Genomic DNA, 25,042 nt, shown 5'->3' on the forward strand with positions numbered 1-25,042 from the left:
AGTTCCGGCGGGCGCACGAAACAGGGGCATCGGCTTGCGGGTTACCATCAAGGACGTCTCGCGCGAGGCCGGCGTGTCGATCAAGACCGTCTCGCGCGTGCTCAACAACGAGAAATATGTCGGGGCCGCTACCCGTGCGAAAGTCGCCGAGGTGGTCGCGCGGCTCAATTTTCGCCCCAATGTCGCCGCGCGCTCGCTCGCCGGTCGGCGGTCGTTCCAGATCGCGCTGATCTGCGACAATCCCTCGCCCTATTATGTCTATGAGATGCAATCGGGCATCCGCGATCGCTGCGAGGCGGCGGGCGTGCGGATGATCGCCCAGCCCTATGATCGCGGCTCGGATCGGCTGCTCGACGAGATCGAGAGCCTCGTTGAGGCGACCCAAATCGACGGGCTGATCCTGACCCCGCCGGTCACCGATCACCCTGCCGTGCTCGAGCTGCTCGCGCGGCGCGGGGTGCCCTTCGTGCGCGTGTCGCCGGGAATGCAGGTTGATCTGTCGCCGTCGACCTTCATCGACAATCGCGCGGCTGCAGCGACGATGACGCGCCATTTGCTCGGGCTCGGCCACCGGCGGATCGGCTTCATCGCCGGCGATCCTGGCTTTGCGACCAGCGCGCAGCGGACCGAGGGGTATCTCGATGCATTGCGCGCCGCCGGCATCGCGATCGACACGCATCTCATTCGCAGCGGCAATTATGATTTCGCGTCGGGCGCGCGCGAGGCCGAGGTACTGCTGGCACTGCCCGCCCCGCCAACCGCGATCTTCGCCGCGAGCGATGATATGGCCGCCGGTGTGCTCACCGTGGCGCACCGGCTGGGGCGCAGCGTGCCGAGCGATCTCTCGGTCGCCGGCTTCGACGACACCGCGCTCGCGCGCTACGTCTGGCCTCCGCTTACCACGATCCGCCAACCCACGCGCGAAATGGCGCATGCCGCAGCCGATCTGTTGCTGAGCGAGGCGGGGGGCGCGCCCGAGCGGCGCGAGATCGCGCACGAACTGGTCGTCAGGGAGTCGACGGGGGTGGCGCGACGCTAAAGCAGGATGACTTTTGGCTGGATCAACCCCCATCCGTTCGTGTCGAGCGAAGTCGAGACACGCTGCACGACGATTATGGCATGTTCCCGAACTTCGAACCGATCGGATCAAGGTAAGCTCATCGACTTCTGGGTTAGGGTTGGGCGAAACCTTGTCGCGCCCAACCGGGTGCGGCAGGGACAAGCGTGGCAAGAAACGCGGCCGCGCTTGCCCGGTATCCGTCACGCTGGGCGGGCGTCATCCGGTCCCAGCTGCCGTACATATTGGCCATCCGCCGGTTCTTGCGAAATGCGGCTTCGTGGCGCGCCAGAAAATCCCAATAGAGCGCGTTGAACGGACAGGCATCGGCGCCGGTCTTCTGGCGCACGTCATAGCGGCACGTGCGGCAATGATCGGACATTCGGTTGATGTACGCCCCGCCGCCGGCATAGGGCTTGGTCGCCAGCCGACCGCCATCGGCGTGCTGGCTCATGCCGATCACATTGGGCAGTTCGACCCATTCATAGGCATCGACATAGACGGCGAGGAACCAGTCCGCGACGTCCTGGGGGCGGACCCCCGCCAGCATGGCGAAATTGCCCAGCACCATCAGCCGCTGGATATGGTGGGCATAGCCGTGGTCGCGCGTGTTCCGCACGGCTTCCGCCAGACAGCGCATCTCGGTCGCGCCGGTCCAGTAGAAATCGGGCAGCGGCCGATCGGCGCCGAGCGCGTTGGCGGCCGCGACTTCGGGCATTTCCAGCCAATAATAGCCCCGAACATATTCGCGCCAGCCGATGATCTGGCGAATGAACCCCTCTACCGCATTGAGCGGCGCGTCACCTCGCGCATAGGCTTGCGCGGCCGCAGTGGCGACGTCGAGCGGCGTCAACAGGCCAAGATTGAGCGCCGGGCTCAGCCAGCTGTGGAACAGCCAGTCCTGGCCGGTCACCATGGCATCCTGGTAGGTGCCGAAATCGGGCAGCGCGCTGCGCACGAAGTGATCGAGTGCCAGCTGCGCCGCTGCCGCGGTGACCGGCAGTCCAAATCCTTCGAGCCGACCGAAATGGTCGGCAAAACGCTCAGCCACCAGCGCCATCACCGACGCGGTGATGGCATCGGGATCGACGTGCAGCGGCGCGGGATAGTTGAGGCCTTGCTTCGGCGGGGCGCGGTTTTGCTTGTCGAGATTCCAGGCGCCCCCCTCGGGCTTGCCATCGGCGGTCATCAGCAGGCCGGTCTTGCGCCGCATCTCGCGGTAGAAATATTCCATGACCAGCGTCTCGCGCGCCTGCGCCCAGGTCTGGAATTCGAGGATACCGCAGAGGAACCGGTCGTCGGCAAGGATTTCGACCTGCAGGCCGAACTGCTCGGCCCATGAATCGACCATCATTTTCACCCGCCATTCGCCGGGCTCGACGATGCGGATGGCCGTCGGGCGGTGGCGCGCGACGGCGCTTGCGATCTCGCCGGTGAAGCTGCCGCTATTGGCGGGATCGTCGAGCGCGACATAGTCCACCGACCAACCCGCAGCGCGCAGCTCCTCGGCGAAATGCCGCATGGCCGACAGGACGAGGGTGATCTTGCGCTTGTGATGACGGACATAGACCGTCTCTTCGGCTACCTCCATCATCAGGACGACCGCGTCGGTGGGCGCGATATCGCGGAGGGAGGCGAGGCCGTGCGAAAGCTGGTCGCCAAGGATCGGGATGAGAATCGTCATGTCATCGGTCGCCCGGCATTGCTGTGCGGCAGCGCTGGCGAGCGCGCGATGACGCGTACATCATTTGCCAGCGACGCTCGCCGCGCCGATCCTTCGCCAGACCACCGGGCTAGCCGATCAGCACCACCGCCGCCAGCCCCGCCAGCCCCAGCGCCGCCAGCGTCGCCACCCCGATCACCAGCAGCGGCTTCGGCCCCGCCTCGAGCAATTGCCGCATCGGGGACCGGATCGCGGTCGCCGTGACGGCGGCGGCGAGCGCGGCGGTGGCGAGCTTTTCGGAGGCACTCGCGACGATCGCCGGAATCCCGCCGAGCGAATGCACCCCCGCGACGACGAAAAAGCCGATCACGAACCACGGCACGCCCGGCCCCTTCGAGCGTCCGCCATCGAGCGGGAAGAACAGCGCCACCACCGCGAGCGCGGGCGCGAGCAACGCGACCCGGGTGAGCTTGACGATCGCGGCGATATCGCCCGCGCCCGGCGAAAAGGCGTAGCCCGCGCCGAGGGTCTGCGCGACATCGTGAATCGAGGCGCCGAGCATGAAGCCCGCCTTGAGATCGGTCAGCCGCATCGCATGCGCGAGAATCGGATAGGTGACCATCGCGCCGGCGCTCATCGCCGAAATGCCGACGAGGACGATCGTCAGCTGGGCCTGGCTCGCACGCTTCTCTCCCAGTGTGGTGGCGAGCGCGAGCGCCGCCGAGGCGCCGCAGATCGCGACCGCGCCGCCGGCGAGCACGCCGAACGCACTATCGAAGCCGAAGCGCCGCGCCGCGAGAACGCCGACGCCGATCACCAGCGCGACGATCGCCACCACGCAGAGCAGCGCGACCGGTCCCAGCGCCATGATCTGCCCGAAGGTGACGCGCACCCCGACGAGCACGATCCCCCAGCGCAGCAGCGAGCGTGAGGCAAAGGCTAGCCCGTCGTGCAGCCGCGCGTCGGCGCTCAGGAAATTGAGCGCGAGCCCGATCAGCAGCGCCATCAGCGTCAGCGGCGCGCCATAGTGATCCGAAATGAACCCCGCCGAGGCCGTTCCCGCCGCGACCACCGCGAGCCCCGGCAAAAGGCCGCGCCAACTCGATGGGGGCGAGGGTTCGATATCGCCGTAGAGGTCTGCCGCCATCGGCAAAGGCCGCTTTTCCGGTTTTGCTTGCGTCGTCGCCATGCCCCGCCTTGTATCGCGTTTGCCGCAAAGGACTAGCCGAACGATCGGCTATATGACAACGTTATCTGAAACGGGTCGGGGAGAGCGAATGATGACGGGCAATGGCGGCGCGGGAAAAGGTGCGACGCGCTGGGTGATCGTTGCGATGGTGTTTTTCGCGATCATGCTCAACTATGTCGATCGCCAGATCCTCGCGCTGCTCAAACCCACGCTCGAGGCCGAATATCACTGGTCGGACCAGGACTATGCCAACATGGTCTCGGCGTTCCAGTTCTCGGCCGCGCTCGCCTTTCTGGGTACCGGCTGGTTCATCGACCGGGTCGGCCTCCGGCTTGGCTTTGCGATCGGCGTCGCGGTGTGGAGCCTCGCCGGCATGGCCCATGCCATTGCCACCGGCGTGGTCGGCTTCGTCGCGGCGCGAGTCGTGCTCGGCGCCGCCGAATCGATCGGCACCCCGGCGGCGGTCAAATCGGCATCGACCTATTTCACCCAGCAGGAGCGCTCGATCGCGCTCGGCGTGGGCAACACCGCCCCCAATATCGGCGCGATCGTCACGCCGTTGGCGATCCCCGCGCTGGCCGTCGCGTTCGGCTGGCGCGCTGCATTTCTCGTCGCGGGCGGGCTGGGGCTCGTCTGGGTGGCGATGTGGTTCGCGATCCGCGTCAAACCCGTCGCGGTCACTGGCGAGCAGCCCGCACCGATTGCCTGGACGACGCTGCTGCGCGACCGCAAGACGCTGGCGCTCGCACTCGCCAAAGTGCTGTCGGACCAGGTCTGGTTCTTCATGCTCAGCTGGCTGCCCGATCTCTTTCACCGGCTGTTCGGGCTGCCGCAGGGGACCGTCGGCCTGCCGGTCGCGCTCGTCTATGTCTTCGCGGCATTGGGCGCGCTCACCGGCGGCTGGCTGCCGACGCGGCTGATGGCGATGGGGTGGAGCGTCAACCGCGCGCGCAAGACGACCCTGCTGCTCTATGCGGTACTCATCCTGCCGGTCAGCCTGGTGTTGCTGGTGTCGAGCCCGTGGAGCGCGGCGTTGCTGCTCGGGCTCGGGCTGTTCGCGCATCAGGGCTTTTCGACCAATTTGTTCGGCTTTGCGACCGATGTGTTTCCGGCGCGGGTGGTCGGCTCGGCAGTCGGGATGGCCGCTTTCTGCGGCAATATGTGGTCGATCCTGCTGATCCAGCTCGCGGCCTATTCGCTGTCGCAGGGCTGGGGCTATGGCCCGTTGCTGGCGATCTGCTCGGGCAGCTATCTGCTCGCGTTGCTGTGCATCCAGCTGCTCGTGCCAGTGATCGTGCCGGTCGACGAAGACGAGCGCGGCGCCGGGCTGGCGATGGCGCACTGATCGCACCGGCCACAAAAAAGGCCCGGCGGGATCGCTCCCGCCGGGCCACTGATCGCCATGGGGGCAACGATCAGAAGTTGATGCGCCCGGTGATCCCGTAATAGCGATCGGCGTCGCGCGGGATCTGGTAGCGATAGGCGCCGCCGGGACCACCATTGGCGATCGCTGCGGCAAAGCTCTGGTTGCCGAGATTGCGGACCTGGAAGGTCAGCCGGTACCGATCCTTGGGATCGGCGATGCCGATGTTGAGATTGACGAGGCCGTAGGCCGGGATCGTACCGAGCCGGCGCTGGACCGCATCCGGGGTGAACAGCGACAGCTGCGAGCTCTGATACGACGCCTGCAGCCCGCCGAAGACGTCGATCGGCCCGCCCGAGCGGTAGCGATAGTCGATGTTGACATTGCCCTTCCACAGCGGCGCAAAGCCGAGCGGCGTGTTGGGCGGCACGATCGCCGTCGCCGGCGCGCCGGGGGCGACGTTGAACTGGTCGACATGCGCGTCGGTATAGGCGATCCCGCCCCCGATATTGAGATCGGCGACCGGGCGGTAGCTCGCGTCGATCTCGACCCCACGCGTCGAGACCCGACCGGCATTGGTGAAGCGCGTCACGACGACTCCGGCGACGAGATCGGGATTGTTCGCCTGGAAATTGTCATATTGCGCATAATAGCCGGCGATGTTGAGCGTCATCCGACCGTCGAGCAGCGTGTTCTTGAGGCCGATCTCGTACGCGTTCGAGGTTTCGGGCGCGATCACGTTGGTGCCGTTTTTCGACAGGTTGTAGAACACGTTGTACGCCGGGCCCTTGTAGCCGCGCGAATAGGTGCCGTAGACCGTGGTGTTGCGGGTGACGTCGAACTGCAGCCCCGCCTTGCCCGAGATGTTGTCGCTGCTGGTCCGCGCGCGCCACGGCACCCCGTTCGACGCGGTAACGACGCCGTTGAGACCGGGCGAATCGAAGACGCCCTGATCGAAATTGGGGTTCACCCCCGCCGTGCCGACCGGCACCCCGCCGACGGTGTCGAGATTGCGCGACACGCGCGAATGAAACACGCTGAGATTGTCGTGCGTGTAGCGGATGCCGCCGATGAAGCGGAAATGATCGGTGAAGTTGATCGCCCCCTGCCCGAAAAAGGCGAGGTTTTCGAAGACCGAGCCGAAATCGGCGGTACCGGTCGGGAAGGTGCGGGGCGCCGCGAGCGGACTGGTGCACGGCGTCAGGACGGTCGGCGCCGGGGTCACCGCCGAGGCGCAGCGTTCGATGTTGCGCGTGAAGATGCGCTCGGACGCGGCCCGCGAATAATAAGCGCCGACGACATAGGTGATCAATTGTTTGGTGGGCGAGGCGAGCCGGAATTCCTGGCTGAAGGTGTCGCCCGTCTGCGGCCCGAAATCATGGAGCTGGTTGAAGCCGATATAGGATTGCGGCAGCCAGTCGCCGTCGCGGATCTCGGTGTTCTTCCAGTTGCGATAGGCGGTGATCGAGGTCAGCGTATGGCCGCCGAGCGTGACATCGGCCTGGAGCGAAAAGCCATAGCCGGTCTCGTCGGTGGCGGTGACGAGGTTTTGCACGACCTGGCGGGTGGCGGCGCCGAGCGGGGTCGGCAGCACGCTGGTCGACAAATTGGTCGTCGGCAGCCCGGTCGCGCCGTTGATCGGCGGCGTCGCGATGATCTCGGCGCAGCAACTGTCCTTGTTGCGGTGATAATCGGCGATGAACGACAATGCGAGATCGGGCGTGGGATCGGCCTCGACCTGGAGCCGTGCGCCATAATGTTCCCAGCCATTGACCTGGCGGTTGAGCGTGACGTTGCGGATGTTGCCGTCGTAGCTCGAATAGAATCCCGTGACGCGCGAACGCACATTCTCCCCGAGCGGCACGTTGATCGCGGCGCGCGCGCGATATTCGTTGTCGGTGAAATAGCCGAGTTCGGCATAGCCGCCGAAGTCGCGCGTCGGGCGTTTCGAGGTGATGTTGATCACGCCCGCCGACGCGTTCTTGCCGAACAAGGTGCCCTGCGGCCCGCGCAGCACCTCGAGCTGGTCGATGTCGACGAGTTCGCTGAACGCCTCGCCGGCGCGGCTGTAGACGACGCCGTCGACCACAGTCGAGACCGAGGGCTCGCCGGCGATCGAGAAGGTCGCGGTGCCGACCCCGCGCAGGAACAGCGACTGGTTGAGCGTGGTCCCCGATTTGAGGAAATTGAGCGTCGGCACCAGATATTGCGCGCCCTCGAGGCTGGCCTTGCCCTGGCTGCCGAGCAGATCGCCCGACACGACGGTGACCGCGACCGGCACGTCCTGCAGCCGCTCGCTGCGCTTCTGCGCGGTGACGATGATGTCGCCGGGCTCCTTCGCCTCGGGCTCGGCCGCCGGGGCGGCGGGGGTCGGCGCGTTCTGGGCGATCGCCGGGGCGGCCATCATCAGCGCCAGCGTTGCCGCGCCCGTCATCAAGATATGCTTCGTCATGATCCCTCCTCCTAATCCTATCAATCTGGTAGACATTCGAGCCGACGGTGGCACGCTCAAGCGTGCTTCTGCGGTCGATAGTTTTTATGCGCGGGGGTCAGATGCCGAGTTCGGCCATCGTCACCACCCGCTTCTCGCGCGCGCTCAGTTCGGCCGCCGCGCCGATCGCCACCGCCATCAAGCCGTCGTGCGCGGTCACCTCGACCGGGCCCGCGCCGCGAACGGCGGCGTTGAAGCGCTGATGCTCGTAAAAGGTCGATCCGTGATGGCTGCCCGCCTCGAGCGCGGCCGCATCGACCTCGATCACGCGGCGGCTCGGCCGTTTGGGGTTTCTGAAACCGACCCGGGGCGAATGGACGATCGCGCCCTCTGGAATGAACACGTCGAGCCGCGCGGCATCGCCGACCGCGGTGATCTCCTCCTGGTTCTCGGCGCCATCGGCGAACATCGACAGATCGAGCATCGCCCGGACGCCGTTGGCGAAATCGACCGTGGTATAGCTGTTGTCGATGATGTCGGGACGCGCACCGCCATAGTCTTTGTCGAGATGATTGACGTCCATCGCGCCCGAGCAATAGACGCGCACCGCTTCGCTCCGGGTGATCAGCCGCATCAGATCGAAGAAATGGCAGCATTTCTCGACCATCGTCCCGCCGGTATTGCGGCTGAAACGGTTCCAGTCGCCGACCTTGACGAGGAACGGGAAGCGATGCTCGCGGATCGACAGCATCTGCAACCGCCCGATCGTGCCGGCATGGATGTCGGCGATGAATTCGGCGGCAGGGGGCATGTAGCGATATTCCATCGCGGTCCAGAACACCTTGTCGCTTTGGCGCGCGCGGTCGGCGATCCAGCGGGCATCGTCGATCGTCGTCGCCAGCGGCTTTTCGCACAGAATGTGCAGCCCGGCGTCGAACAGCGGGACGAGCACCTCGCGGTGCGTGTAATTGGGGCTCGCGACAATCACCGCGTCGCACAGGCCGGATGCCGCCAGCGCCGCTGCGTCGTCGAACGCGGTGACCCCTTCGGTGCAATCCTTGAGCGCCGTTTTGGCCCAGCCGAGCGAGCTTTGCGTCGGATCGGCGATCGCGGTCACCACCGCACCGGGGGTGATCGCGAGATTGTTGATATGCTCGACACCCATCATCCCGGTGCCAACCAGACCATATCGTACTTGCTCTCCCACGCGTCCCGCCTCTATATATGACAGCGATGTCTGAAATCACTTATACACCCGAATCGCGGCCCTTGGGCAAGAGCGGAATTTTGGTCTCCCCGATTGCCTGGGGCATGTGGCGCTTTGGTCACGCCGGAGTCGCGGGGGGGCGCGCGCTGATCGAGGCAGTGTTCGATGCCGGCGTGACGCTGTTCGATACCGCCGATATCTACGGGTTCGACGGGTTCGGCGGGTTCGGCGATGCCGAGAGTCTGTTGGGCCAGATCCTGGCCGAGGCACCGCAGCTGCGCGGCCGGATGGTGCTGGCGACCAAGGGCGGGATCACCCCGCCGGTACCCTATGATTCGAGCGCTGGCTACCTGACCGCAGCGCTCGAAGCGTCGCTGCGGCGGATGGCGGTCGAGACGGTCGATCTCTACCAGATCCACCGCCCCGACATCCTCGCCCACCCCCACGAAGTGGCGCGCGCGCTCGAGGACATGGTCGCCTCGGGCAAGGTTCGCGCGGTCGGTGTCTCGAACTATACGCTGGCGCAGCACCGCGCGCTGGCGGCGTTCCTGTCAGTCCCGCTCGCCTCGACCCAGCCCGAATTCTCCCCGCTCGAACTCGGGCCCATCGAGAACGGCCTGCTCGATCTGGCGATGGAAACCGATCTCGCGGTGCTCGCCTGGTCGCCGCTCGGCGGCGGCAGGATCGGCGCGCCGGCCGACGATCGCGCCCGTGCCGTCGGTGACGCGCTCGACGTCGTCGCGACCGAGGCCGGGGTGTCGCGCGCGGCAGCGGCCTATGGCTGGATCATGGCGCATCCGGCGCGCGTCATCCCGATCGTCGGCACCCAGAATATCGCGCGGATCGCCGAAATCCCCGATGCCTATAAATGCCGCTGGACGCGGCAGCTTTGGTATGACGTGCTGGTCGCCTCGCGCGGGGAGAAATTGCCGTGACGACGCTGCCCCCGTGCGAAATCAGCTGGTTCTCGGCACTGTGCGACGATGACTATGAATTTCTCGGCGCCCCCGATCCGATGCTCCGATCGAGCTGGGAACATTGCCGCGACATCGTGATGCAGGCCGAAACCGGCGGGTTCGACAATATCCTGCTCCCGTCGGGCTATGCGCTCGGCATCGACACCACCGCCTTTGCCGCCGCGATCGCGCCGATGCTCCGCCGGCTGGCGCTGCTGATGGCAGTGCGCGTCGGCGAAAGCTGGCCGCCTCAGCTCGCGCGCCAGATCGCGACGATCGATCGGATGCTCGGCCAAGATAACTCCGGCAATGGCCGGCTGAAGATCAACATCATCTCGTCCGAAATGCCCGGCGAGACGCTCGCCTCGGCGCCGCGCTATGCCCGGACGACCGAGGCGATGCAGATCCTGAAGACGCTGCTCAACGGCGAGCCGCTCGATCATCAGGGCGAATTCTGGCAGCTCAAGCTCGATCCGCCGCGGATCGGCACGCTCTCGGGCAAGGCGCCGCAGCTCTATTTCGGCGGCCTCTCCCCCGATGCGCGCGAGGCTGCGGCCAAGGGCTGCGACGTCTATCTGATGTGGCCCGACAAGCGCGAGGCGGTCGCCGCGATCATCGCCGACATGAAGGCGCGTGCCGCCGCGCATGGCCGCGCGCTGCGGTTCGGCTACCGCGCACATGTCGTCGTCCGCGATACCGAGGCCGAGGCGCGCGCCGCCGCCGACCGGCTGCTGTCGAAGCTCGACGCTGCGCAGGGCGCCGCGATCCGTGCCAAATCGCTCGATTCGCACTCGGCCGGGGTCGCCGCGCAGGCAGCCTTGCGCGACGGCGCGGGCGATGACGGCTATGCCGAGGCCAATCTGTGGACGGGCGTCGGCCGCGCGCGGTCGGGCTGTGGCGCCGCGATCGTCGGCGATCCCGATCAGGTCCGCGCCAAGCTGGACGATTATCGGTCGATGGGCATTGAGGCGTTCATCCTCTCGGGCTATCCCCATGCCGCCGAGGCGGATCTGTTCGCACGGCACGTGCTGCCGACGATCGACCACGCCCTCCTGACCTGAGGATGATCATGCCCGCTGCCCCCGCCGACCCGACCCCAGCGCTCGCCGTCGGGCCGCTCGTCGTCGGCATCGGCGGTACGATCGGCGGCGTCGCCTCGACCGAGCGCGCATTGCGGATCGCGCTCGACAGCGCCGCGCGGGAGGGCTTTCGCACCCGGCTGTTCGGCGGCGAGGACATGGCCCGGCTGCCGCTCTACAATCCCAAGGCGACCGAGCGGACACCCTATGAGCGCGATTTCGTCGAAACGATGCGCGATGCATCGGCGCTGATCATCGCCAGCCCGGGTTATCACGGCAGCATTTCGGGGGTCGTCAAGAACGCGCTCGATCTGCTCGAGGAAACGGCAGGCGATTCGCGGCCCTATCTCGCCGACATGCCGGTCGGGCTGATCGCCACGGCCTATGGTTGGCAGGCGACTGGCAGCACCATCGCGGCCCTGCGCTCGATCGTCCACGCCCTGCGCGGCTGGCCGACGCCCTTTGCAGCGGCGATCAACACCCAGATCACCAAGTTCGACGACGAGGGCGGCGCAAGCGACCCGGTGGTGGTCGATCAGCTCGCGCTGGTCGGGCGTCAGGTCGCGCGCTTCGCGCCGCTGGTGGCCGCCAATGGCTGACATCGGCCGCCGCGCCGCGCTTGGCGCACTTGGCGGGGCCGCATTGTCGTCGCCGCTCTGGGCACAGCAACTGGTCGATCTGGGGTTCAAGGGCGGCGGCGGTCGGCTTCCCCTCGTCGACAATTTTCCCGAAAAGGCCGCGATGCTGCGCCAGCGCAGCCGGGGGCCGTTGCTCGAAACCCCATTCGAGGTGTTCGATGTCGGCGATCGCGGTGTCTTCACCCCCAATGACCGCTTCTTCGTCCGCTGGCATTATGCCGATATCCCGCTTTCTGTCGATGTCGCCGCGTTCCGGCTCAAGATCAGCGGCGCCGTCCGCCAGCCGCTCGCGCTGACGCTTGGCGAGCTGCTCAAGCTGCCGCGCGTCGAGATCGCCGCGGTCAACCAGTGCTCGGGCAACTCGCGCGGCCATTTTTCGCCGCGCGTTCCCGGCGGCCAATGGGGCCACGGCGCGATGGGCAACGCCCGCTGGACCGGCGTGCGCCTCAAGGACGTGCTCGACCGCGCCGGGATCGCCCCGGGCGCGAGCGCGGTGCGCTTTGCCGGGCTCGATCGCCCGCCGATCGAGGGCGCACCGTGGTTCGCCAAGTCGCTGGCGGTCGATCATGCCCGCGACGGCGAGGTGATGATCGCCTTTGCGATGAACGGCGAGGCGCTGCCGATGCTCAACGGCTTTCCGATCCGGCTCGTCGTGCCGGGCTGGTATTCGACCTATTGGGTCAAGGCGCTCGACCGGATCGAGGTGCTGAGTGCCCCCGACGACAATTTCTGGATGGCCAAGGCCTATCAAATTCCGGCGACCCCGCGCGCGAGCGTGGCGCCCGGCGACAAGGACTTCCCCACCGTGCCGATCAGCACGATGGTGCCGCGCTCGTTCATCACGAACCGCCGCGACGGGTCGACGCTCGCCGCCGGCGCGCCCCTCGCGCTGCGCGGAATCGCGCTAGGCGGTGCGAGCGGCGTCGCCCGGGTCGAGCTGACCAGGGACAGCGGTCGCAGCTGGCAGACGGCGCGACTCGATCGCGACGAGGGCAAGTACAGCTTTCGCGCCTGGCGGCTCGACCTGGGGCCGCTGCCACGCGGCGAGCATGTCATCGGCGTGCGCTGCACCGCCAGCGACGGCCAGACCCAGCTGCCCGGTCCGATCTGGAACGGCGGCGGCTATATGTACAGCCCGATCGAGACGATCCGGGTGCGCGCGGCATGACCCGGACAGCGCTGCTCCTGCCCTTCGCCGTGCTGATCGGCAGCTGCGGGCAATCCGCACCGACCGAGCGCAAGCTTTCGGTGCCCGCCGATTTCGCCTTCCGCTCGGCATCGATCACCCTGCCCGACGACGCGACCTCGCTGCCCGCCGGCGCCGCGATCGTCACCCAGAACTGCACCGGCTGTCACTCGGCCGAGATGATCACCGTCCAGCCGCCACTCGACGCCGCCAAATGGCAGGCCGAGATCGACAAGATGCGCGGCGTGTTCAAGGCGCCGATCGATCCCGCCGACGATCCCCGCCTGATCGCAGCGCTCACCGCGCTGGCGCCGTCAGTCGGCGCTGATCCGGGTGCTGATCGCGGCGAGGCAGGCACAGACGAACGCGGCCGGCCATAGGGCGGCGAGCCCGAGCAGCGGATAGGAAAGCGCTCCCAGCGCCGCGCCGGCGGCGAGCGCGGACCACTGGGCCAGATAGGGAAGCCAGCCGAACCGGTCGCCGCCCATCAGCGCCATTGCCAGCCGCTGGCCGAGCTTGACGAGGGTGCCGGTCATGTAGGTGAGGCCGATCCGGATTTCGCCGTCGCGCTCGAACACGGCATTTTCGGCGCCCATCGCCAGCGCCATCGCGACGAAGCCCGGCCGGTGCCAGCCCGCGCCGTGGAGCAACGCCGCCGCGGCGAGCAGCAGCGCAACGAGCAGCAGCACCGCCGGCTGGCGACGCGCCCCCGCGCGGTGCCCGACCAGCGACCCCAGCACGACCCCGATCACGAAGATCGCGATCAGCGCAATCGCGATCGCCCCATCATGCCCCCGATAGGCAAGCCCGACGCCGAGCCGGGTGGTGTTGCCGCTCATGAACGAAACGAAGAAGCCGCCCAGCGCGACGAAGCCGACGGCGTCGACGAAGCCCGCCACCGACGAGGCGGCCGCCGCAAACAGGCGAATCCGGGGGCCGTAACGATGCACGACTTTTCCCCTTTGGTGGCGCCGATGTGGCGATGGATGCCCCGTGAGGATTCGAACCTCAATTAACGGAGTCAGAGTCCGTAGTCTTACCTTTAGACGACGGGGCAATATCGGCGGCGGGATAGGCGGGGGGGGCGCCGCTGTCAACGTAGGGCGATCACGGAAGGCCACCTTGCCGCCCGCGCCCCGCTCGGCTATCACCGGAGCAAGCACCGGACGGGGTATAAGCCCCGGGCCGGAAAACATAATGGTGAATGACGGCATGGGGGATCAGTCTGCCCGAATGCCGGACCGGCCCGGTACCCGCCCGGCCCGAACGGCACCTAACCAGCCCGCGCGGGCGCGCTTTCCCGAGGCGCGCCATTACGCCGCGCTCGATCTTGGCACCAACAATTGTCGTCTGCTGATCGCCCGCCCGGCGGCGAGCGGATTCACCGTGGTCGATGCCTTTTCGCGAATCGTTCGGCTCGGCGAGGGGCTCGCCGCGACCGGGCGGCTGAGCGACGCCGCGATCGATCGCACGCTCGCCGCGCTCGCGATCTGCGCCGATAAATTGCGCCGCCGCAACGTGTTGCTGTCACGCTCGGTCGCGACCGAGGCGTGCCGGCGCGCGTCGAACGGTGCCGAATTCATCGAGCGCGCCTATCGCGAAACCGGCATCGCGCTCGACATCATCACCGCCGAGGAGGAGGCGCGGCTGGCGGTGCTCGGCTGCCATATCCTGATCGAGCCCGGCGACGATCCCGCGCTGATCTTCGATATCGGCGGCGGCTCGACCGAGCTGGTGCTGGTCGACACCCGCACCCCGGTGCCGACCGTGCTCGACTGGCACAGCGCGCCCTGGGGGGTCGTCTCGCTCACCGAAAGCGTCGGCCATGCCGGCGATGCGATCGATCGCGCCGCCAGCTATGCGCGGATGCGCGCGCTGGTGGCGGAGAGCTTTGCCGGCTTTGCCGCACGGCTGCCAAGGAACGTCGCCCGCCCGCGGCTGCTCGGCACCAGCGGCACCGTGACGACGCTCGCGAGCGTCCATCTCGGGCTTGAACGCTATGATCGCGCGGCGGTCGACGGGCTGATCGTCCCGGCGACGGCGATGCGGCGAATCAGCGCCGATCTGTCGGGCATGTCGATCGACGAACGTGCGCAACTGCGCTGCATCGGCCATGAGCGCGCCGATCTGGTGGTGGCTGGCTGCGCGATTCTCGAGACGATCCTCGATCTGTGGCCCGCCGAGCGGCTCGGCGTCGCCGATCGCGGCATCCGCGAGGGCATCCTGCGGCGGCTGATGCGCGAGGACGGCCGATGAGTCGCGGCGGATCGGGCGGGCGGGTGCGGGTGCGGACCTCGCGCGGGCGGACCCCGCAATCGAATCGCTGGCTCGAACGCCAGCTCAACGATCCCTATGTCCGCAAGGCCAAGGCCGAGGGCTATCGCAGCCGCGCCGCCTACAAACTGCTCGAACTCGACGAGCGCTTCGCCCTGCTGAAGCGCGCGCGGCGCGTCGTCGATCTCGGCATCGCGCCCGGCGGCTGGAGCCAGGTGGTACGTCGGCTGACCCCCGCCGCCGCGATCGTCGGGATCGATCTGCTGCCGGTCGATCCGATCGACGGCGTCACCATCTTCCAGCTTGATTTCACCGATCCGCGCGCTGCCGGCTTGCTCACCGACGCGCTCGACGGGCCGCCCGATCTGGTCCTGTCGGACATGGCCGCCAACACCGTCGGCCACCCGCAGACCGATCATCTGCGGACGATGGGCCTTGTCGAGGAAGCCGCCGCCTTTGCCTGCGACGTACTCCAGCCCGGCGGCGCCTTCGTCGCCAAGGTGCTCGCCGGCGGCGCCGACAGCGATCTCGTCGCCGAACTGAAGCGCAATTTCACCGCCGTAAAACACGCCAAGCCGCCCGCGAGCCGCAAGGATTCGTCCGAATGGTATGTCATCGCGCAGGGCTTCAAGGGCCGCGCTGCGGACGCCGACCCCAATCGCTGATGCGGCTCAGTGCCGGAAGTGGCGCATCCCGGTAAACACCATCGCCACCCCGGCGGCATCCGCCGCCGCGATCACCTCTTCGTCGCGGATCGATCCGCCGGGCTGGATCACCGCCGTCGCGCCGGCCTCGATCGCTGCCAGAAGACCGTCGGCAAAGGGAAAGAAGGCATCCGACGCGACCGCCGATCCGGTCGTGCGCGGGATCGGCCAACCCGCCTTGTCGGCGGCGTCGCGCGCCTTCCACGCCGCGATTCGCGCCGATTCGAGCCGGCTCATCTGCCCCGCACCAACCCCCGCCGTCGCGCCGTCCTTGGCATAGACGATCGCGTTGGACTTGACGTGCTTGGCGACCGTCCAGGCGAACAGGCAGTCGTGCAATTCCTGCGCGGTCGGCTGGCGGCGGGTCACGACGGTAAGAGCGTCGGCGGTGATCCGGCCGTCGTCGCGCCTCTGCACCAGCCAGCCGCCGGTGATCGATTTGGCGTTGAGCCCGCCGCGCGCCGGATCGGGGAGCGCGCCGGTGAGCAACAACCGCAGATTCTTCTTGGCGGCGAACAGCGCGATCGCCGCTGCATCGGCATCGGGGGCGATCACGACTTCGGTGAAGATGCCGGTGATCGCGCGCGCGGTGGCTTCGTCGAGCGGGCGGTTGACGGCGATAATCCCGCCGAACGCCGACACCGTGTCGCACGCGAACGCTTCGGCATAGGCCGCCGCGAGCGTCGGCGCAGTGGCGACGCCGCAGGGATTGGCATGCTTGACGATCACGCAGGTCGGCGCGGCGTCGCGGAACTCGCTGATCAGCTCGAGCGCGGCATCGGCGTCGTTGTAATTATTGTAGCTCAGCTCCTTGCCCTGAAGCTGGCGCGCCTGGCCGATGCCGCGAACGCCGGGGCCGGCATGGTGATAAAATGCCGCCTGCTGGTGCGGGTTCTCGCCATAGCGAAGCGCCACCGGGCGCTCGAGCACGAACGGCAGCGTGGCCGGGAATTGCTGCCCCTGATCGGCGAAGCCGAACCAGCTCGCGATCATCGCATCATAGGTCGCGGTCGCCGCGAACGCCTTGGCGGCGAGCCGCTGACGATCCTCGAGCGTCGTCGCGCCGCCGGCGACGAGGGGATAATCGGCCGGATCGGTGACGATCGCGACGAAGGCGTGGTTCTTTGCTGCCGATCGCACCATCGAAGGGCCGCCGATATCGATGTTCTCGATGATCTCGGGGCGTTCCGCCCCCTTCATCACCGTTTCGAGAAACGGATAGAGATTGACGACGACCAGATCGATCGCGCCGATATCATGTTCGGCCATCGCCGCGACATGCGCCGGATCGTCGCGGACCGCGAGCAGGCCGCCATGCACCTTGGGATGGAGCGTCTTGACGCGGCCGTCCATCATCTCGGGAAAGCCGGTGAGGTCGCTGATATCGCGGACCGCGAGCCCCGCATCGCGCAGCGCCCTGGCGGTGCCGCCGGTCGACACCAGCTCGACGCCCTGCGCCGCGAGCCCGCGGCCGAGGTCGACGATGCCGGTCTTGTCGGACACCGACAGCAGCGCGCGCGTGATCTTGACGGTCGTCATCTCGGTCTCCGAAGCGGGAAAGGCCGCTCCTGTGCCGCCTCAGCGCGCGCGCTTCAAGGCCCAGCTGACATTGGCGCCCCCCGCCGGCGCCTCGCCGACGATCACCAGCTGCTGGGTCGGTTGCGGCCGGCCATCGGCGTCGACCCAAAGGCTGTCCTCGATCGCCAGCGTTCCGCCGCGGCACCGGAACTGCCACATACCGCCACCCGGCAACCGCAGCAGTGCGGCGAGCCCGTCGGCGGTTGGCGATGCCTCCACCCCCGGGCCTAGATGGAAGCGGACGGCGAAGGCGGTCGTTGCAAGCTTGCGCTTCTTGCCGGTCGGCAACAGCATGTCGTCACCACGCAAGTCGCGCCCGTCGCTCGACATCACCAGCTGGCGGCGATGCACGAAGCCGAATCGGCGGGCATAACCGTCGTGGCTCGCCTCGATACGGCTCGACGTCTCGCTCTCCTGACGGCTCAGCTCGACTTCGCCGACGCCGCGCCCGAGCGTGCCGTCGGCATGGATCGCGGTCGAGTTGCTGTCCCCGACGATCAGCGTCGAATGCGCCGCCGTGGTGCGCAAGCCCTCGGCGAGCGCCGCCGGTACCTGGGCGACGATACGGCGCGCCCCGCCACAATTGACGATCAACCGGTGTGGGCCATCGGAAAGTTCGAACGCCAGGGTCGATCCACAGCCCCCCTCGACCAGCCGCGCGACCGGCGGCGGGGCGGCATCGAAGACCAGCACGCTGTCGCCGCCCGCAAGCCGCTGATAGCCCCATTCGCGCGCCTGGCGCAGCGGGCGGGCACGCACCTCGGTCGCCTCGATCACCTGATCGATCACGCTCGCCGGCACCGGCCCACCGCCCTGCCAGCTCGACAGCCCGCGATCGCCGAGGCAGACCCCGAGCAACGCCGGCACCAGCCGGGCGAGCGTCTCGGCGATCAGCTCGGGGGGATCGATCCGCCGCGCGGCATAGGTTTCGCGCAGCATCGTCAACAACATGATGATGTCGAGCTGGGCGATCGGGGTGCGCTGTACCGTGCCGCCATCGCCGAACACCGTGATGCCGATCGCCCGCGCCAGCCCCGCCTCGCCCGCGCGCCGGCGCAGATCGCCCGCCGGGATCATCAGCCCGGCCGCGATCACCCCGCACCAGCCGGCGACACGCGGCGCGCCGGGGCTAAGCTTGTCGACGCTGCGCTCGAGATGACGCGCGCCACGCGCCATCGTGTTGAGCACACGCGAGCGATAGACCAGATCGGTGCTCGACAGGATCAGCGGCGCGTGCGCGGTCCAGAACAGGATCCGCCGGCCCCAAAGGTCGGCCGACCACGCCGGTTCGGCGACGACATCGGCATGGACCTCGAGCCAGGCGCGCATGATCGCCTCGGCGATCGGCGCCGCCTGTGCGCGCGTCGCCACGGTCGATAGGTCGCGCAGCCAGGCAAAGCTGTGGAGATGCTCGGCAAAGCCGCGCGAGAAATCGGGCTTGGCGAGCCCGAGCGCGTTGATCGGCCGGGTCTCCCCGCGCAGGCTGAGATTGCCCTCGAGCAGCGCGGCACCACGCCGGGCATCCCCGAAAAAGGGATCGTCGGGCACCGCCAGCAGCTTGAGCGGATGGCGCCCCTTCAGCCGAAAGCCATGCAGCGGCATCCGCCACGCGAGCCGATCGAGCCGCTCAGACACACGTTCGGACAGCGACAGGCCCTTGTCGCCTCCCTGCCGGATCAGCCGCTTGCCCTCTGCAATCCCGTCGGTGGCGGGATCGCGGTCGATCTCGTCGATCATCCCGCCCGCAGCGCCGCGATGTTGGCGGCATAACGATCGCGCCCGCCCCGGAATGCCGCCGTCCCCGCCACCAGCGCATCGGCGCCCGCGGCGATGCATTGGCGCGCGATCGCCGCATCGACTCCGCCATCGACCTCGAGATCGATGGCTTTTCCGAACTTGTCGATCATCTTGCGGATCGCCTCGATCTTGCGGAGCTGCGAGGCGATGAAACTTTGTCCGCCGAAACCGGGATTGACGCTCATGACGAGCACCAGATCGACCTCCTCGAGCACATAATCGAGCATCTTGGCGGGGGTGGCCGGATTGAGCACGACACCCGCGCGCTTGCCGAGGGCCTTGATCCGCTGGAGGGTGCGATGGAGATGCGGGCCGGCTTCGGGATGGACGGTGATGGTGTCGGCGCCGGCCTCGGCAAAGGCATCGAGGAAGTCGTCGACCGGCGAAATCATCAGATGGACGTCGAACGGCTTGGCGGTGTGCGGGCGCAGCGCCTTCACCACCGCCGGACCGATCGTGATATTGGGGACGAAATGCCCGTCCATGACGTCGATATGAATCCAGTCCGCGCCGGCGTCGTCGATCGCGCGGACTTCCTCCCCAAGGCAGGCGAAATCAGCGGAAAGGATCGAGGGCGCGATGCGAACGGCGTGCGGCATGCCGGCGGATGTAGCAGAGTGCGCCGGACCCGCAAGATTGTCGCCATCCGGAATTCTGCCTATCCGGGACGCCTAGCCGGTTCGCATCATCCGAACGATGAAGAACCCGTCGCAACCGCCCCGATCGCTCCCCCGGGCGGCGAGCATCCCCGGCAGCGTCCGCAGCCAGCCATGCGGGTGGGCGAGCATCCCCTCCGGCAATTCGTCGGGCAGCACCGAATCGATCGCGAAATCGGGGCGGGCGGCAAGGAATGCCTCGAGCTGCCCCTCGCCCTCGGCGGGCTCGAGCGAGCAGACCGCATAGATCAGCAACCCGCCCGGCCGCACCCAATCGGCTGCGCGCGCCAGCAACTGCGCCTGGAGCGTTGCCATCTCGGCGATTTGCGAGGGCAACACCCGGTGGAGCACATCGGGGTGACGCCGGAAAATCCCGGTCGCGCTGCACGGCGCGTCGAGCAGCACCGCATCGGCGGGGGCTTGCGGCGCCCATTTGAGCACATCGGCGGTGATGATATTGGCCTGAAGCTGCGTCCGCTGGAGATTGTCGCGAAGTCGCGCCAGACGACTTTCATTATTGTCGACCGCCGTCACCTTCCAGCCGCTGGCCGCGAGTTGCAGCGTCTTGCCCCCCGGCGCGGCGCACAGATCGATTACATGCCCCTCGCCCCGCCCGATCAGCCGCGCGGGCAGCGAGGCGGCGAGGTCCTGCACCCACCAGCTGCCCTCGCCGAACCCCTCCATATCGGGGATCGCGGCGTGCTCGGCCAGGCGGAGATGGCCCGGCATGAGGCTGACGCCGTTCATGCGCGCGGCGAGATCGTCGGTCTGCGCGGGATCGGCGAGCGTGATATCGAGCGCCGGCGGCACTGCCAGCGCGCGCGCGGCGGCGGCGACCATGGCGTCGCCCCAGGCCGCCTGCCAGCGCAGCGCGACCGGCACCGGGAGCGAGGGATGTTCCGGGAGCACGGCATTGCCGCGCATCAGCGTCCCGAACACGCCGTGCACCAGCTTGCGCGGGCCACCATCGACCAGCGGCAGCACCGTCGAGATCGCCGCATGCGCGGGCGTGCCCAGCGCGAGCGCCTGAACGAGCGCGATCCTGAGCGCCATCCGCGCCTTGGCATCATCGGGCAGCGCGCGCTGCGTCGCGGAGTCGATCAGCGCATCGAGGTCGCCCATCCGTCGCAGCGTCTCCGCCGCGATCGCGTGGACGAGCGCGCGGTCGTCGCCGCGCGAAATCTCGCGCGAGGCCGGCCCCAAGGCCTGTTCGAGTGGTGTCCCCCGCCGGATCACCGCATCGAGCACGCGCAGCGCGGCCCGGCGGACCGGCACCCCAGGCGCGCTTTCGGCGGGTTGGGCGGACGATTTCGGCGGACGCACTTGCAAAGGCTCCTGTCAGGCCCGATTTCAGGCAAAGCTAATGGGAGACCCGCCATGGGCCAGCGCCCGCCGCATGTGAAGCCACCCGAGTATCTTTCCAGGAACCCGCCGGTCCCCGAGCCCGAAGCCGTGCCGGTCGAAAAGGAAGGTGACGACCCGCTGGGCCTCAATCCGGTGCGCTACGGCGACTGGGAGTTGAAGGGTATCGCGATCGATTTTTGAACGGGGCGCAAACTGTCCTGCCCGGACCTAGCCCGCCCTCGAGGAGAGGGCTAGACCCCGTTCTCCGCCCGCAGCGGCCTTGCCAGCAGCGCGCCGACCACCTCGCCCACTGGCGCACCCTCGAGCAGCGCGCAGACCGCATCGACCACCGGCATGTCGACCCCCGCCGCCCGCGCGGCGGCCTGCAGCACCGGCGCGGTGAACGCCCCTTCCGCGACGCTCAACTTATTGGCGAGCAGATCGCCCGCCGCCATGCCCTGCCCGAGCCCCACCCCAAGCGAAAAATTGCGCGAACTGGTCGACGAACAGGTCAGCACCAGATCTCCGAGCCCCGATAGCCCGGTCAGCGTCTCGGCCCGGCCCCCGCGCGCCAGACCAAACCGCGTCATCTCGGCAAAGCCGCGCGCGATCAGCGCGGCGCGAGCGTTCTGCCCCAGGCCAGCGCCCTCGACCACGCCGCACGCGATCGCGAGGACGTTTTTCACCGCCCCGCCAATCTCGGCGCCGACGACGTCGCTCGACAAATAGGGCCTGAGCGCGGGCCCGGCGAGCCGCTCGGCGAGCCGCGCGCCAAGCGCCGCATCGGCGCAGGCGAGCGTCACCGCGGTCGGCAGTCCTGCCGCCACCTCGTGCGCGAAGGTCGGCCCCGAAAGCACCGCGATCGGCGCGCGCGGATGCACCTGCGACGCGACCTCGCCGATCAGCATCTGCGTGCCCGCCTCGATCCCTTTGGCGCACAGCACCAAGGGCGTGTCGCCAACCGCCGTCTCGGCCAGCACGCCGCGGACATGCTGGGTGGGCACCACCACGAGCAATGCCGTGCATCCTGCGAGCGCCCCCAGGCTGCCGGTCGCGGTGACGTCATGGCTGAGCGGCACGCCGGGTAGGAATAGCGGATTTTCATGGGTTGCATTGATCGCCGCGACGACCTCACCCTCGCGCGCCCAGAGCAGCACCGGTTCGCCGCGATGCGCCGCGACCTGCGCCAGCGCGGTCCCCCAGGCGCCACCACCGATGACCCCTATGCGCATTGGCCGGTCCTCACGCCTTCACCCCCGCGCCGCGCACCGTCTCCGCCGCCGGGTCGAGCGGCCAGCGCGGCCGCGCCGCGACGTCGAGCGGGTCGGTCAGCCCGGCGGCAAAGCGTTCCGCCCCCGCCCAGCCGATCATCGCGGCATTATCGGTACACAGCCACAAGGGCGGCGCGACGAAGCGCAGATCATGGGCCGCCGCGAGCGTCACCAGCGACCCGCGCACCGCCTGATTGGCCGCGACACCGCCCGCGACGACGAGCGCGCTGATCCCCGACAGGCCCGCCAATTGTCGCCTGGTGCGATCGACCAGACAATCGACCACCGCCTGCTGAAAAGAGGCGGCGATGTCATCGACATGGTATTTGCCGCTCTCATGCGCGCGCACCACCGCGCTTTTGAGGCCAGCAAAGGAGAAATGCGGCTCGCTGGTCCCCAGCAATGGTCGCGGCAGCGGCACAGCGCGCGCATCGCCGAGCATCGCTGCGCGCTCGACCGCCGGGCCGCCGGGAAAACCCAGCCCCAAAATCTTGGCGGTCTTGTCGAACGCCTCGCCCGCCGCATCGTCGATCGTGGTGGCCAACCGGCGATAGGCGTTCACCCCCTCGACCAACAGCAGCTGGCAATGCCCGCCCGACACCAGCAGCAGCAGATAGGGGAAATCGAGATCGGGATCGCTCAGCCGCGGCGACAGTGCATGGCCCTCGAGATGATTGACCGCGATCAGCGGCTTGCCCGCCGCATGCGCGAGCGCCTTGCCGGTGACCAGCCCCACCATGACGCCACCGATCAGCCCGGGCCCCGCCGTCGCCGCCACCGCATCGACGTGCGACAATGTCACGCCGGCATCGGTCAGCGCCGCCTCGATCAGCGGCACCAATATCTCGACATGCGCGCGCGCGGCGATTTCGGGCACGACCCCGCCATAAGGCCGGTGCGCCGCCTCCTGCCCCGCCAGCCGGTGCGCCCGGACGACACGGTCGCTCGTCACCAGCGCGGCGGCGGTTTCGTCGCAGCTCGATTCAATGCCCAGGATCAGCGCCATGGCTTCCCTCTAGCGCCAACCGGCGCTAGCACCAACGGCGATGACCAGACTCCGTTTAGGCACGCGCGGATCGCCGCTTGCGCTCACCCAGGCCCGCATGGTGCGCGACGCGCTCGTGATCACGCATGGCCTTGTCGAAGCCGATATCGAGATCGTCACGATCAAGACCACCGGCGATCAGGTCCAAGACCGCGCGCTCGCGGAGATCGGCGGCAAGGCACTTTGGACCAAGGAACTCGATCGCGCGATCCTCGCCGGCGACATCGATCTCGCGGTCCATTCGATGAAGGATGTCGAGACGATCCGGCCCCCGGAAATCGTCATCAGCGCGATGCTGCCGCGCGCCGACGTCCGCGATCGGATCATCGGGCCCGACAGCATCGCTTCGCTTCGGCAGGGCGCGATCGTCGGGACCAGCTCGCCACGGCGCCAGGCGCAGCTGTTGCGTCTTCGCCCTGATCTCAAGATCGTGCTGCTGCGCGGCAACGTCGACACCCGCCTCGCCAAGGTCGCCTCGGGCGAGATCGACGCGACCTTGCTCGCTGCGGCGGGGCTCGATCGGCTCGGGCGACGCGATGTCGGGCGCGGGATCGAGATCGACGTCATGCTGCCAGCCCCGGCGCAGGGCGCGGTCGGGATCGAGACGCGCGCGGCGGACGCCGAGACGACGGCACTGGTCGCTGCGATCAGCCACCGTCCGACGATCGCCTGTGTCATGGCCGAACGCGCGCTGCTCGCGGCGCTGGGGGCAGATTGCCACTCGCCGATGGCGGCGCTCGCCCGCATCGACGGGCAGACGCTGCATCTGCGTGCAGAGTTGTTCGCTGGCGACGGCAGTGCGCATGTCACTGGCGAGGCGCACGGCACCGTCGACGACGGCGCGTTCGCCGCCGATCTCGCCCGCGATCTGCTCGCGCACGCGCCGGCCCCGGTGCGGGCGTTGTTCGCGGCGTGAGCCGCCGGGTCGCCGTGCTGCGGCCCGAACCCGGCAACGCGACAACCTGCGCACGCGCGCGGGCGATCGGGTTCGACGTCGTGGCGCTCCCCCTGTTCGCGATCGAGGCGCTACCCTGGACGCCCCCCGACGCAACCGACCATGACGCCCTGCTGCTGACCAGCGCCAATACGCTGCGCATGGGCGGATCCGGTCTGCGCGCGTTCCGCTCGCTGCCCGTGTTCGCCGTAGGGGCCGCGACCGGCGATGCCGCGCGAACGGCGGGTTTTGACGTCATGGCGACCGGCACGCGCGATGCCGCCGCGCTGCTCGATCACGCCGCTGGCCTCGGCATCGCCCGCGCGCTCCATCTGGGCGGGGCCGAAACGACGATCCGTGTGGGCGGCCCGGTCGGGCGGTCGATTGCCGTCTATCGCAGCGTGCCCCGCGTGCTCGCGCCCGATGCGCTGGCGGTGCTCGGCGGCAGCGTCGCGCTGCTCCATTCGCCGCGCGCGGCGCACCAACTCGGCACGCTGCTCGATGCGTCGGGCATTGCCCGCGCCACGATCGCCATCGCCACGCTCAGCGACGCGGTGGCGGCGGTCGCCGGTGCGGGCTGGGCCAGCGTCGCGATTGCAGCCACCCCGACCGACGCGGCGCTGCTCGCTGCGGCGCAGCGGCTCGCCAATTGACCGGCTGCCCGCGCGCG

Annotated in this window: 23 protein-coding genes and 1 tRNA gene; 12 read left to right on the plus strand and 12 right to left on the minus strand. The window is 68.4% G+C overall.

Features of this window, described 5'->3' with window-relative positions; genetic code table 11:
* Positions 1–34: 34 nt before the first annotated feature.
* Positions 35–1,039 carry a LacI family DNA-binding transcriptional regulator gene (locus B7Y43_RS00325; protein WP_374129619.1) on the plus strand — a complete coding sequence of 335 codons (1,005 nt, stop codon included), beginning with the start codon at positions 35–37 and terminating at the stop codon, positions 1,037–1,039.
* Positions 1,040–1,172: 133 nt separating this feature from the next.
* Here B7Y43_RS00325 and B7Y43_RS00330 read toward each other — a convergent pair whose 3' ends face one another.
* Both B7Y43_RS00330 and B7Y43_RS00335 read right to left on the minus strand, forming a co-directional pair.
* Positions 1,173–2,741, minus strand: coding sequence for a cryptochrome/photolyase family protein (locus tag B7Y43_RS00330; RefSeq protein ID WP_374129620.1), 1,569 nt, complete (start codon positions 2,739–2,741; stop codon positions 1,173–1,175).
* Positions 2,742–2,850: 109 nt separating this feature from the next.
* Complete coding sequence (locus B7Y43_RS00335; RefSeq protein WP_374129621.1) at positions 2,851–3,909, minus strand: YeiH family protein; 1,059 nt, start codon at positions 3,907–3,909, stop codon at positions 2,851–2,853.
* 91 nt (positions 3,910–4,000) lie between these two features.
* Here B7Y43_RS00335 and B7Y43_RS00340 point away from each other — a divergent pair, with 91 nt between their 5' ends.
* Complete coding sequence (locus B7Y43_RS00340) at positions 4,001–5,254, plus strand: MFS transporter (protein ID WP_374129790.1); 1,254 nt, start codon at positions 4,001–4,003, stop codon at positions 5,252–5,254.
* 70 nt (positions 5,255–5,324) lie between these two features.
* Here the strand turns inward: B7Y43_RS00340 and B7Y43_RS00345 are convergent, their stop codons facing one another.
* Positions 5,325–7,724: a TonB-dependent receptor gene (locus B7Y43_RS00345; RefSeq protein WP_374129622.1), complete on the minus strand. Its 2,400-nt coding sequence runs from the start codon at positions 7,722–7,724 to the stop codon at positions 5,325–5,327.
* A gap of 97 nt (positions 7,725–7,821) precedes the next feature.
* The gene (locus tag B7Y43_RS00350; RefSeq protein WP_374129623.1) at positions 7,822–8,910 is read right to left on the minus strand and encodes a Gfo/Idh/MocA family protein; all 1,089 of its coding nucleotides are present in this window, start codon (positions 8,908–8,910) and stop codon (positions 7,822–7,824) included.
* Between the two features lie 26 nt (positions 8,911–8,936).
* Between B7Y43_RS00350 and B7Y43_RS00355 the strand changes: the two genes are divergently transcribed.
* The 5 genes from B7Y43_RS00355 to B7Y43_RS00375 are packed head-to-tail and all read left to right on the plus strand — an operon-like array spanning position 8,937 to position 13,149.
* Positions 8,937–9,845: an aldo/keto reductase family oxidoreductase gene (locus B7Y43_RS00355; protein ID WP_374129624.1), complete on the plus strand. Its 909-nt coding sequence runs from the start codon at positions 8,937–8,939 to the stop codon at positions 9,843–9,845.
* Positions 9,842–10,927: an LLM class flavin-dependent oxidoreductase gene (locus B7Y43_RS00360; protein WP_374129625.1), complete on the plus strand. Its 1,086-nt coding sequence runs from the start codon at positions 9,842–9,844 to the stop codon at positions 10,925–10,927. The genes B7Y43_RS00355 and B7Y43_RS00360 overlap by 4 nt, the downstream gene beginning before the upstream one ends.
* A gap of 8 nt (positions 10,928–10,935) precedes the next feature.
* On the plus strand, positions 10,936–11,544 hold the full coding sequence (locus tag B7Y43_RS00365; protein ID WP_374129626.1) for an NADPH-dependent FMN reductase: 609 nt from the start codon (positions 10,936–10,938) through the stop codon (positions 11,542–11,544).
* A complete protein-coding gene (locus tag B7Y43_RS00370) occupies positions 11,537–12,751 on the plus strand; it encodes a molybdopterin-dependent oxidoreductase (protein ID WP_374129627.1) in 1,215 nt (404 codons plus the stop codon). The genes B7Y43_RS00365 and B7Y43_RS00370 overlap by 8 nt, the downstream gene beginning before the upstream one ends.
* The gene (locus tag B7Y43_RS00375; RefSeq protein WP_374129628.1) at positions 12,748–13,149 is read left to right on the plus strand and encodes a cytochrome C nitrite reductase; all 402 of its coding nucleotides are present in this window, start codon (positions 12,748–12,750) and stop codon (positions 13,147–13,149) included. The genes B7Y43_RS00370 and B7Y43_RS00375 overlap by 4 nt, the downstream gene beginning before the upstream one ends.
* Here B7Y43_RS00375 and B7Y43_RS00380 read toward each other — a convergent pair.
* The gene (locus B7Y43_RS00380; RefSeq protein WP_374129629.1) at positions 13,084–13,719 is read right to left on the minus strand and encodes a YoaK family protein; all 636 of its coding nucleotides are present in this window, start codon (positions 13,717–13,719) and stop codon (positions 13,084–13,086) included. The two genes, B7Y43_RS00375 and B7Y43_RS00380, sit on opposite strands and share 66 nt — an antisense overlap.
* A gap of 33 nt (positions 13,720–13,752) precedes the next feature.
* A tRNA-Gln gene (locus B7Y43_RS00385) sits at positions 13,753–13,826 on the minus strand.
* A 140-nt stretch (positions 13,827–13,966) separates the two neighbouring features.
* Here B7Y43_RS00385 and B7Y43_RS00390 point away from each other — a divergent pair.
* Together B7Y43_RS00390 and B7Y43_RS00395 are read left to right on the plus strand one after the other, a co-directional pair.
* Positions 13,967–15,025: a Ppx/GppA phosphatase family protein gene (locus tag B7Y43_RS00390; RefSeq protein ID WP_374129630.1), complete on the plus strand. Its 1,059-nt coding sequence runs from the start codon at positions 13,967–13,969 to the stop codon at positions 15,023–15,025.
* The gene (locus B7Y43_RS00395) at positions 15,022–15,708 is read left to right on the plus strand and encodes an RlmE family RNA methyltransferase (RefSeq protein ID WP_374129631.1); all 687 of its coding nucleotides are present in this window, start codon (positions 15,022–15,024) and stop codon (positions 15,706–15,708) included. The genes B7Y43_RS00390 and B7Y43_RS00395 overlap by 4 nt, the downstream gene beginning before the upstream one ends.
* A gap of 6 nt (positions 15,709–15,714) precedes the next feature.
* On the opposite strand, the gene purH is transcribed toward B7Y43_RS00395, so the two are convergent.
* The 4 genes from purH to B7Y43_RS00415 form a co-directional block, all read right to left on the minus strand.
* Positions 15,715–17,286 carry a bifunctional phosphoribosylaminoimidazolecarboxamide formyltransferase/inosine monophosphate cyclohydrolase gene (purH, locus tag B7Y43_RS00400; RefSeq protein ID WP_374129632.1) on the minus strand — a complete coding sequence of 524 codons (1,572 nt, stop codon included), beginning with the start codon at positions 17,284–17,286 and terminating at the stop codon, positions 15,715–15,717.
* Positions 17,287–17,325: 39 nt separating this feature from the next.
* On the minus strand, positions 17,326–19,062 hold the full coding sequence (locus B7Y43_RS00405; RefSeq protein WP_374129633.1) for a heparinase II/III family protein: 1,737 nt from the start codon (positions 19,060–19,062) through the stop codon (positions 17,326–17,328).
* Entirely contained in the window at positions 19,059–19,721 is a 663-nt protein-coding gene (rpe, locus tag B7Y43_RS00410) for a ribulose-phosphate 3-epimerase (protein ID WP_374129634.1), read from the minus strand. The genes B7Y43_RS00405 and rpe overlap by 4 nt, the downstream gene beginning before the upstream one ends.
* A 72-nt stretch (positions 19,722–19,793) precedes the next feature.
* The gene (locus B7Y43_RS00415; protein ID WP_374129635.1) at positions 19,794–21,107 is read right to left on the minus strand and encodes an RsmB/NOP family class I SAM-dependent RNA methyltransferase; all 1,314 of its coding nucleotides are present in this window, start codon (positions 21,105–21,107) and stop codon (positions 19,794–19,796) included.
* Between the two features lie 48 nt (positions 21,108–21,155).
* Here B7Y43_RS00415 and B7Y43_RS00420 point away from each other — a divergent pair, with 48 nt between their 5' ends.
* Positions 21,156–21,323: a DUF1674 domain-containing protein gene (locus tag B7Y43_RS00420; protein ID WP_374129636.1), complete on the plus strand. Its 168-nt coding sequence runs from the start codon at positions 21,156–21,158 to the stop codon at positions 21,321–21,323.
* A gap of 50 nt (positions 21,324–21,373) precedes the next feature.
* Here the strand turns inward: B7Y43_RS00420 and B7Y43_RS00425 are convergent, their stop codons facing one another.
* Positions 21,374–22,354, minus strand: a complete 981-nt coding sequence (locus tag B7Y43_RS00425) for an NAD(P)H-dependent glycerol-3-phosphate dehydrogenase (RefSeq protein WP_374129637.1) — start codon at positions 22,352–22,354, stop codon at positions 21,374–21,376.
* A gap of 10 nt (positions 22,355–22,364) precedes the next feature.
* Positions 22,365–23,399 (minus strand): tRNA (adenosine(37)-N6)-threonylcarbamoyltransferase complex transferase subunit TsaD, encoded by a 1,035-nt coding sequence (tsaD, locus tag B7Y43_RS00430; protein WP_374129638.1) that lies wholly within the window; start codon positions 23,397–23,399, stop codon positions 22,365–22,367.
* Between the two features lie 40 nt (positions 23,400–23,439).
* Between tsaD and hemC the strand changes: the two genes are divergently transcribed.
* Together hemC and B7Y43_RS00440 are read left to right on the plus strand one after the other, a co-directional pair.
* On the plus strand, positions 23,440–24,354 hold the full coding sequence (hemC, locus tag B7Y43_RS00435; protein ID WP_374129639.1) for a hydroxymethylbilane synthase: 915 nt from the start codon (positions 23,440–23,442) through the stop codon (positions 24,352–24,354).
* Positions 24,351–25,025 carry a uroporphyrinogen-III synthase gene (locus B7Y43_RS00440; RefSeq protein WP_374129640.1) on the plus strand — a complete coding sequence of 225 codons (675 nt, stop codon included), beginning with the start codon at positions 24,351–24,353 and terminating at the stop codon, positions 25,023–25,025. Before hemC ends, B7Y43_RS00440 begins: the two co-directional genes overlap by 4 nt.
* The last annotated feature ends 17 nt before the right edge of the window (positions 25,026–25,042 follow it).

The organism is Sphingomonas sp. 28-62-20 (assembly GCF_002281505.1).

Coding starts and splice junctions, on each gene's coding strand:
- B7Y43_RS00330 (WP_374129620.1), bottom strand. CDS start 2,741: ATGACGATTCTCATCCCGATCCTTGGCGACCAGCTTTCGCACGGCCTC.
- B7Y43_RS00335 (WP_374129621.1), bottom strand. CDS start 3,909: ATGGCGACGACGCAAGCAAAACCGGAAAAGCGGCCTTTGCCGATGGCG.
- B7Y43_RS00340 (WP_374129790.1), top strand. CDS start 4,001: ATGACGGGCAATGGCGGCGCGGGAAAAGGTGCGACGCGCTGGGTGATC.
- B7Y43_RS00345 (WP_374129622.1), bottom strand. CDS start 7,724: ATGACGAAGCATATCTTGATGACGGGCGCGGCAACGCTGGCGCTGATG.
- B7Y43_RS00355 (WP_374129624.1), top strand. CDS start 8,937: ATGTCTGAAATCACTTATACACCCGAATCGCGGCCCTTGGGCAAGAGC.
- B7Y43_RS00365 (WP_374129626.1), top strand. CDS start 10,936: ATGCCCGCTGCCCCCGCCGACCCGACCCCAGCGCTCGCCGTCGGGCCG.
- B7Y43_RS00370 (WP_374129627.1), top strand. CDS start 11,537: ATGGCTGACATCGGCCGCCGCGCCGCGCTTGGCGCACTTGGCGGGGCC.
- B7Y43_RS00375 (WP_374129628.1), top strand. CDS start 12,748: ATGACCCGGACAGCGCTGCTCCTGCCCTTCGCCGTGCTGATCGGCAGC.
- B7Y43_RS00390 (WP_374129630.1), top strand. CDS start 13,967: ATGGTGAATGACGGCATGGGGGATCAGTCTGCCCGAATGCCGGACCGG.
- B7Y43_RS00395 (WP_374129631.1), top strand. CDS start 15,022: ATGAGTCGCGGCGGATCGGGCGGGCGGGTGCGGGTGCGGACCTCGCGC.
- purH (WP_374129632.1), bottom strand. CDS start 17,286: ATGACGACCGTCAAGATCACGCGCGCGCTGCTGTCGGTGTCCGACAAG.
- B7Y43_RS00405 (WP_374129633.1), bottom strand. CDS start 19,062: ATGATCGACGAGATCGACCGCGATCCCGCCACCGACGGGATTGCAGAG.
- rpe (WP_374129634.1), bottom strand. CDS start 19,721: ATGCCGCACGCCGTTCGCATCGCGCCCTCGATCCTTTCCGCTGATTTC.
- B7Y43_RS00420 (WP_374129636.1), top strand. CDS start 21,156: ATGGGCCAGCGCCCGCCGCATGTGAAGCCACCCGAGTATCTTTCCAGG.
- B7Y43_RS00425 (WP_374129637.1), bottom strand. CDS start 22,354: ATGCGCATAGGGGTCATCGGTGGTGGCGCCTGGGGGACCGCGCTGGCG.
- tsaD (WP_374129638.1), bottom strand. CDS start 23,399: ATGGCGCTGATCCTGGGCATTGAATCGAGCTGCGACGAAACCGCCGCC.
- hemC (WP_374129639.1), top strand. CDS start 23,440: ATGACCAGACTCCGTTTAGGCACGCGCGGATCGCCGCTTGCGCTCACC.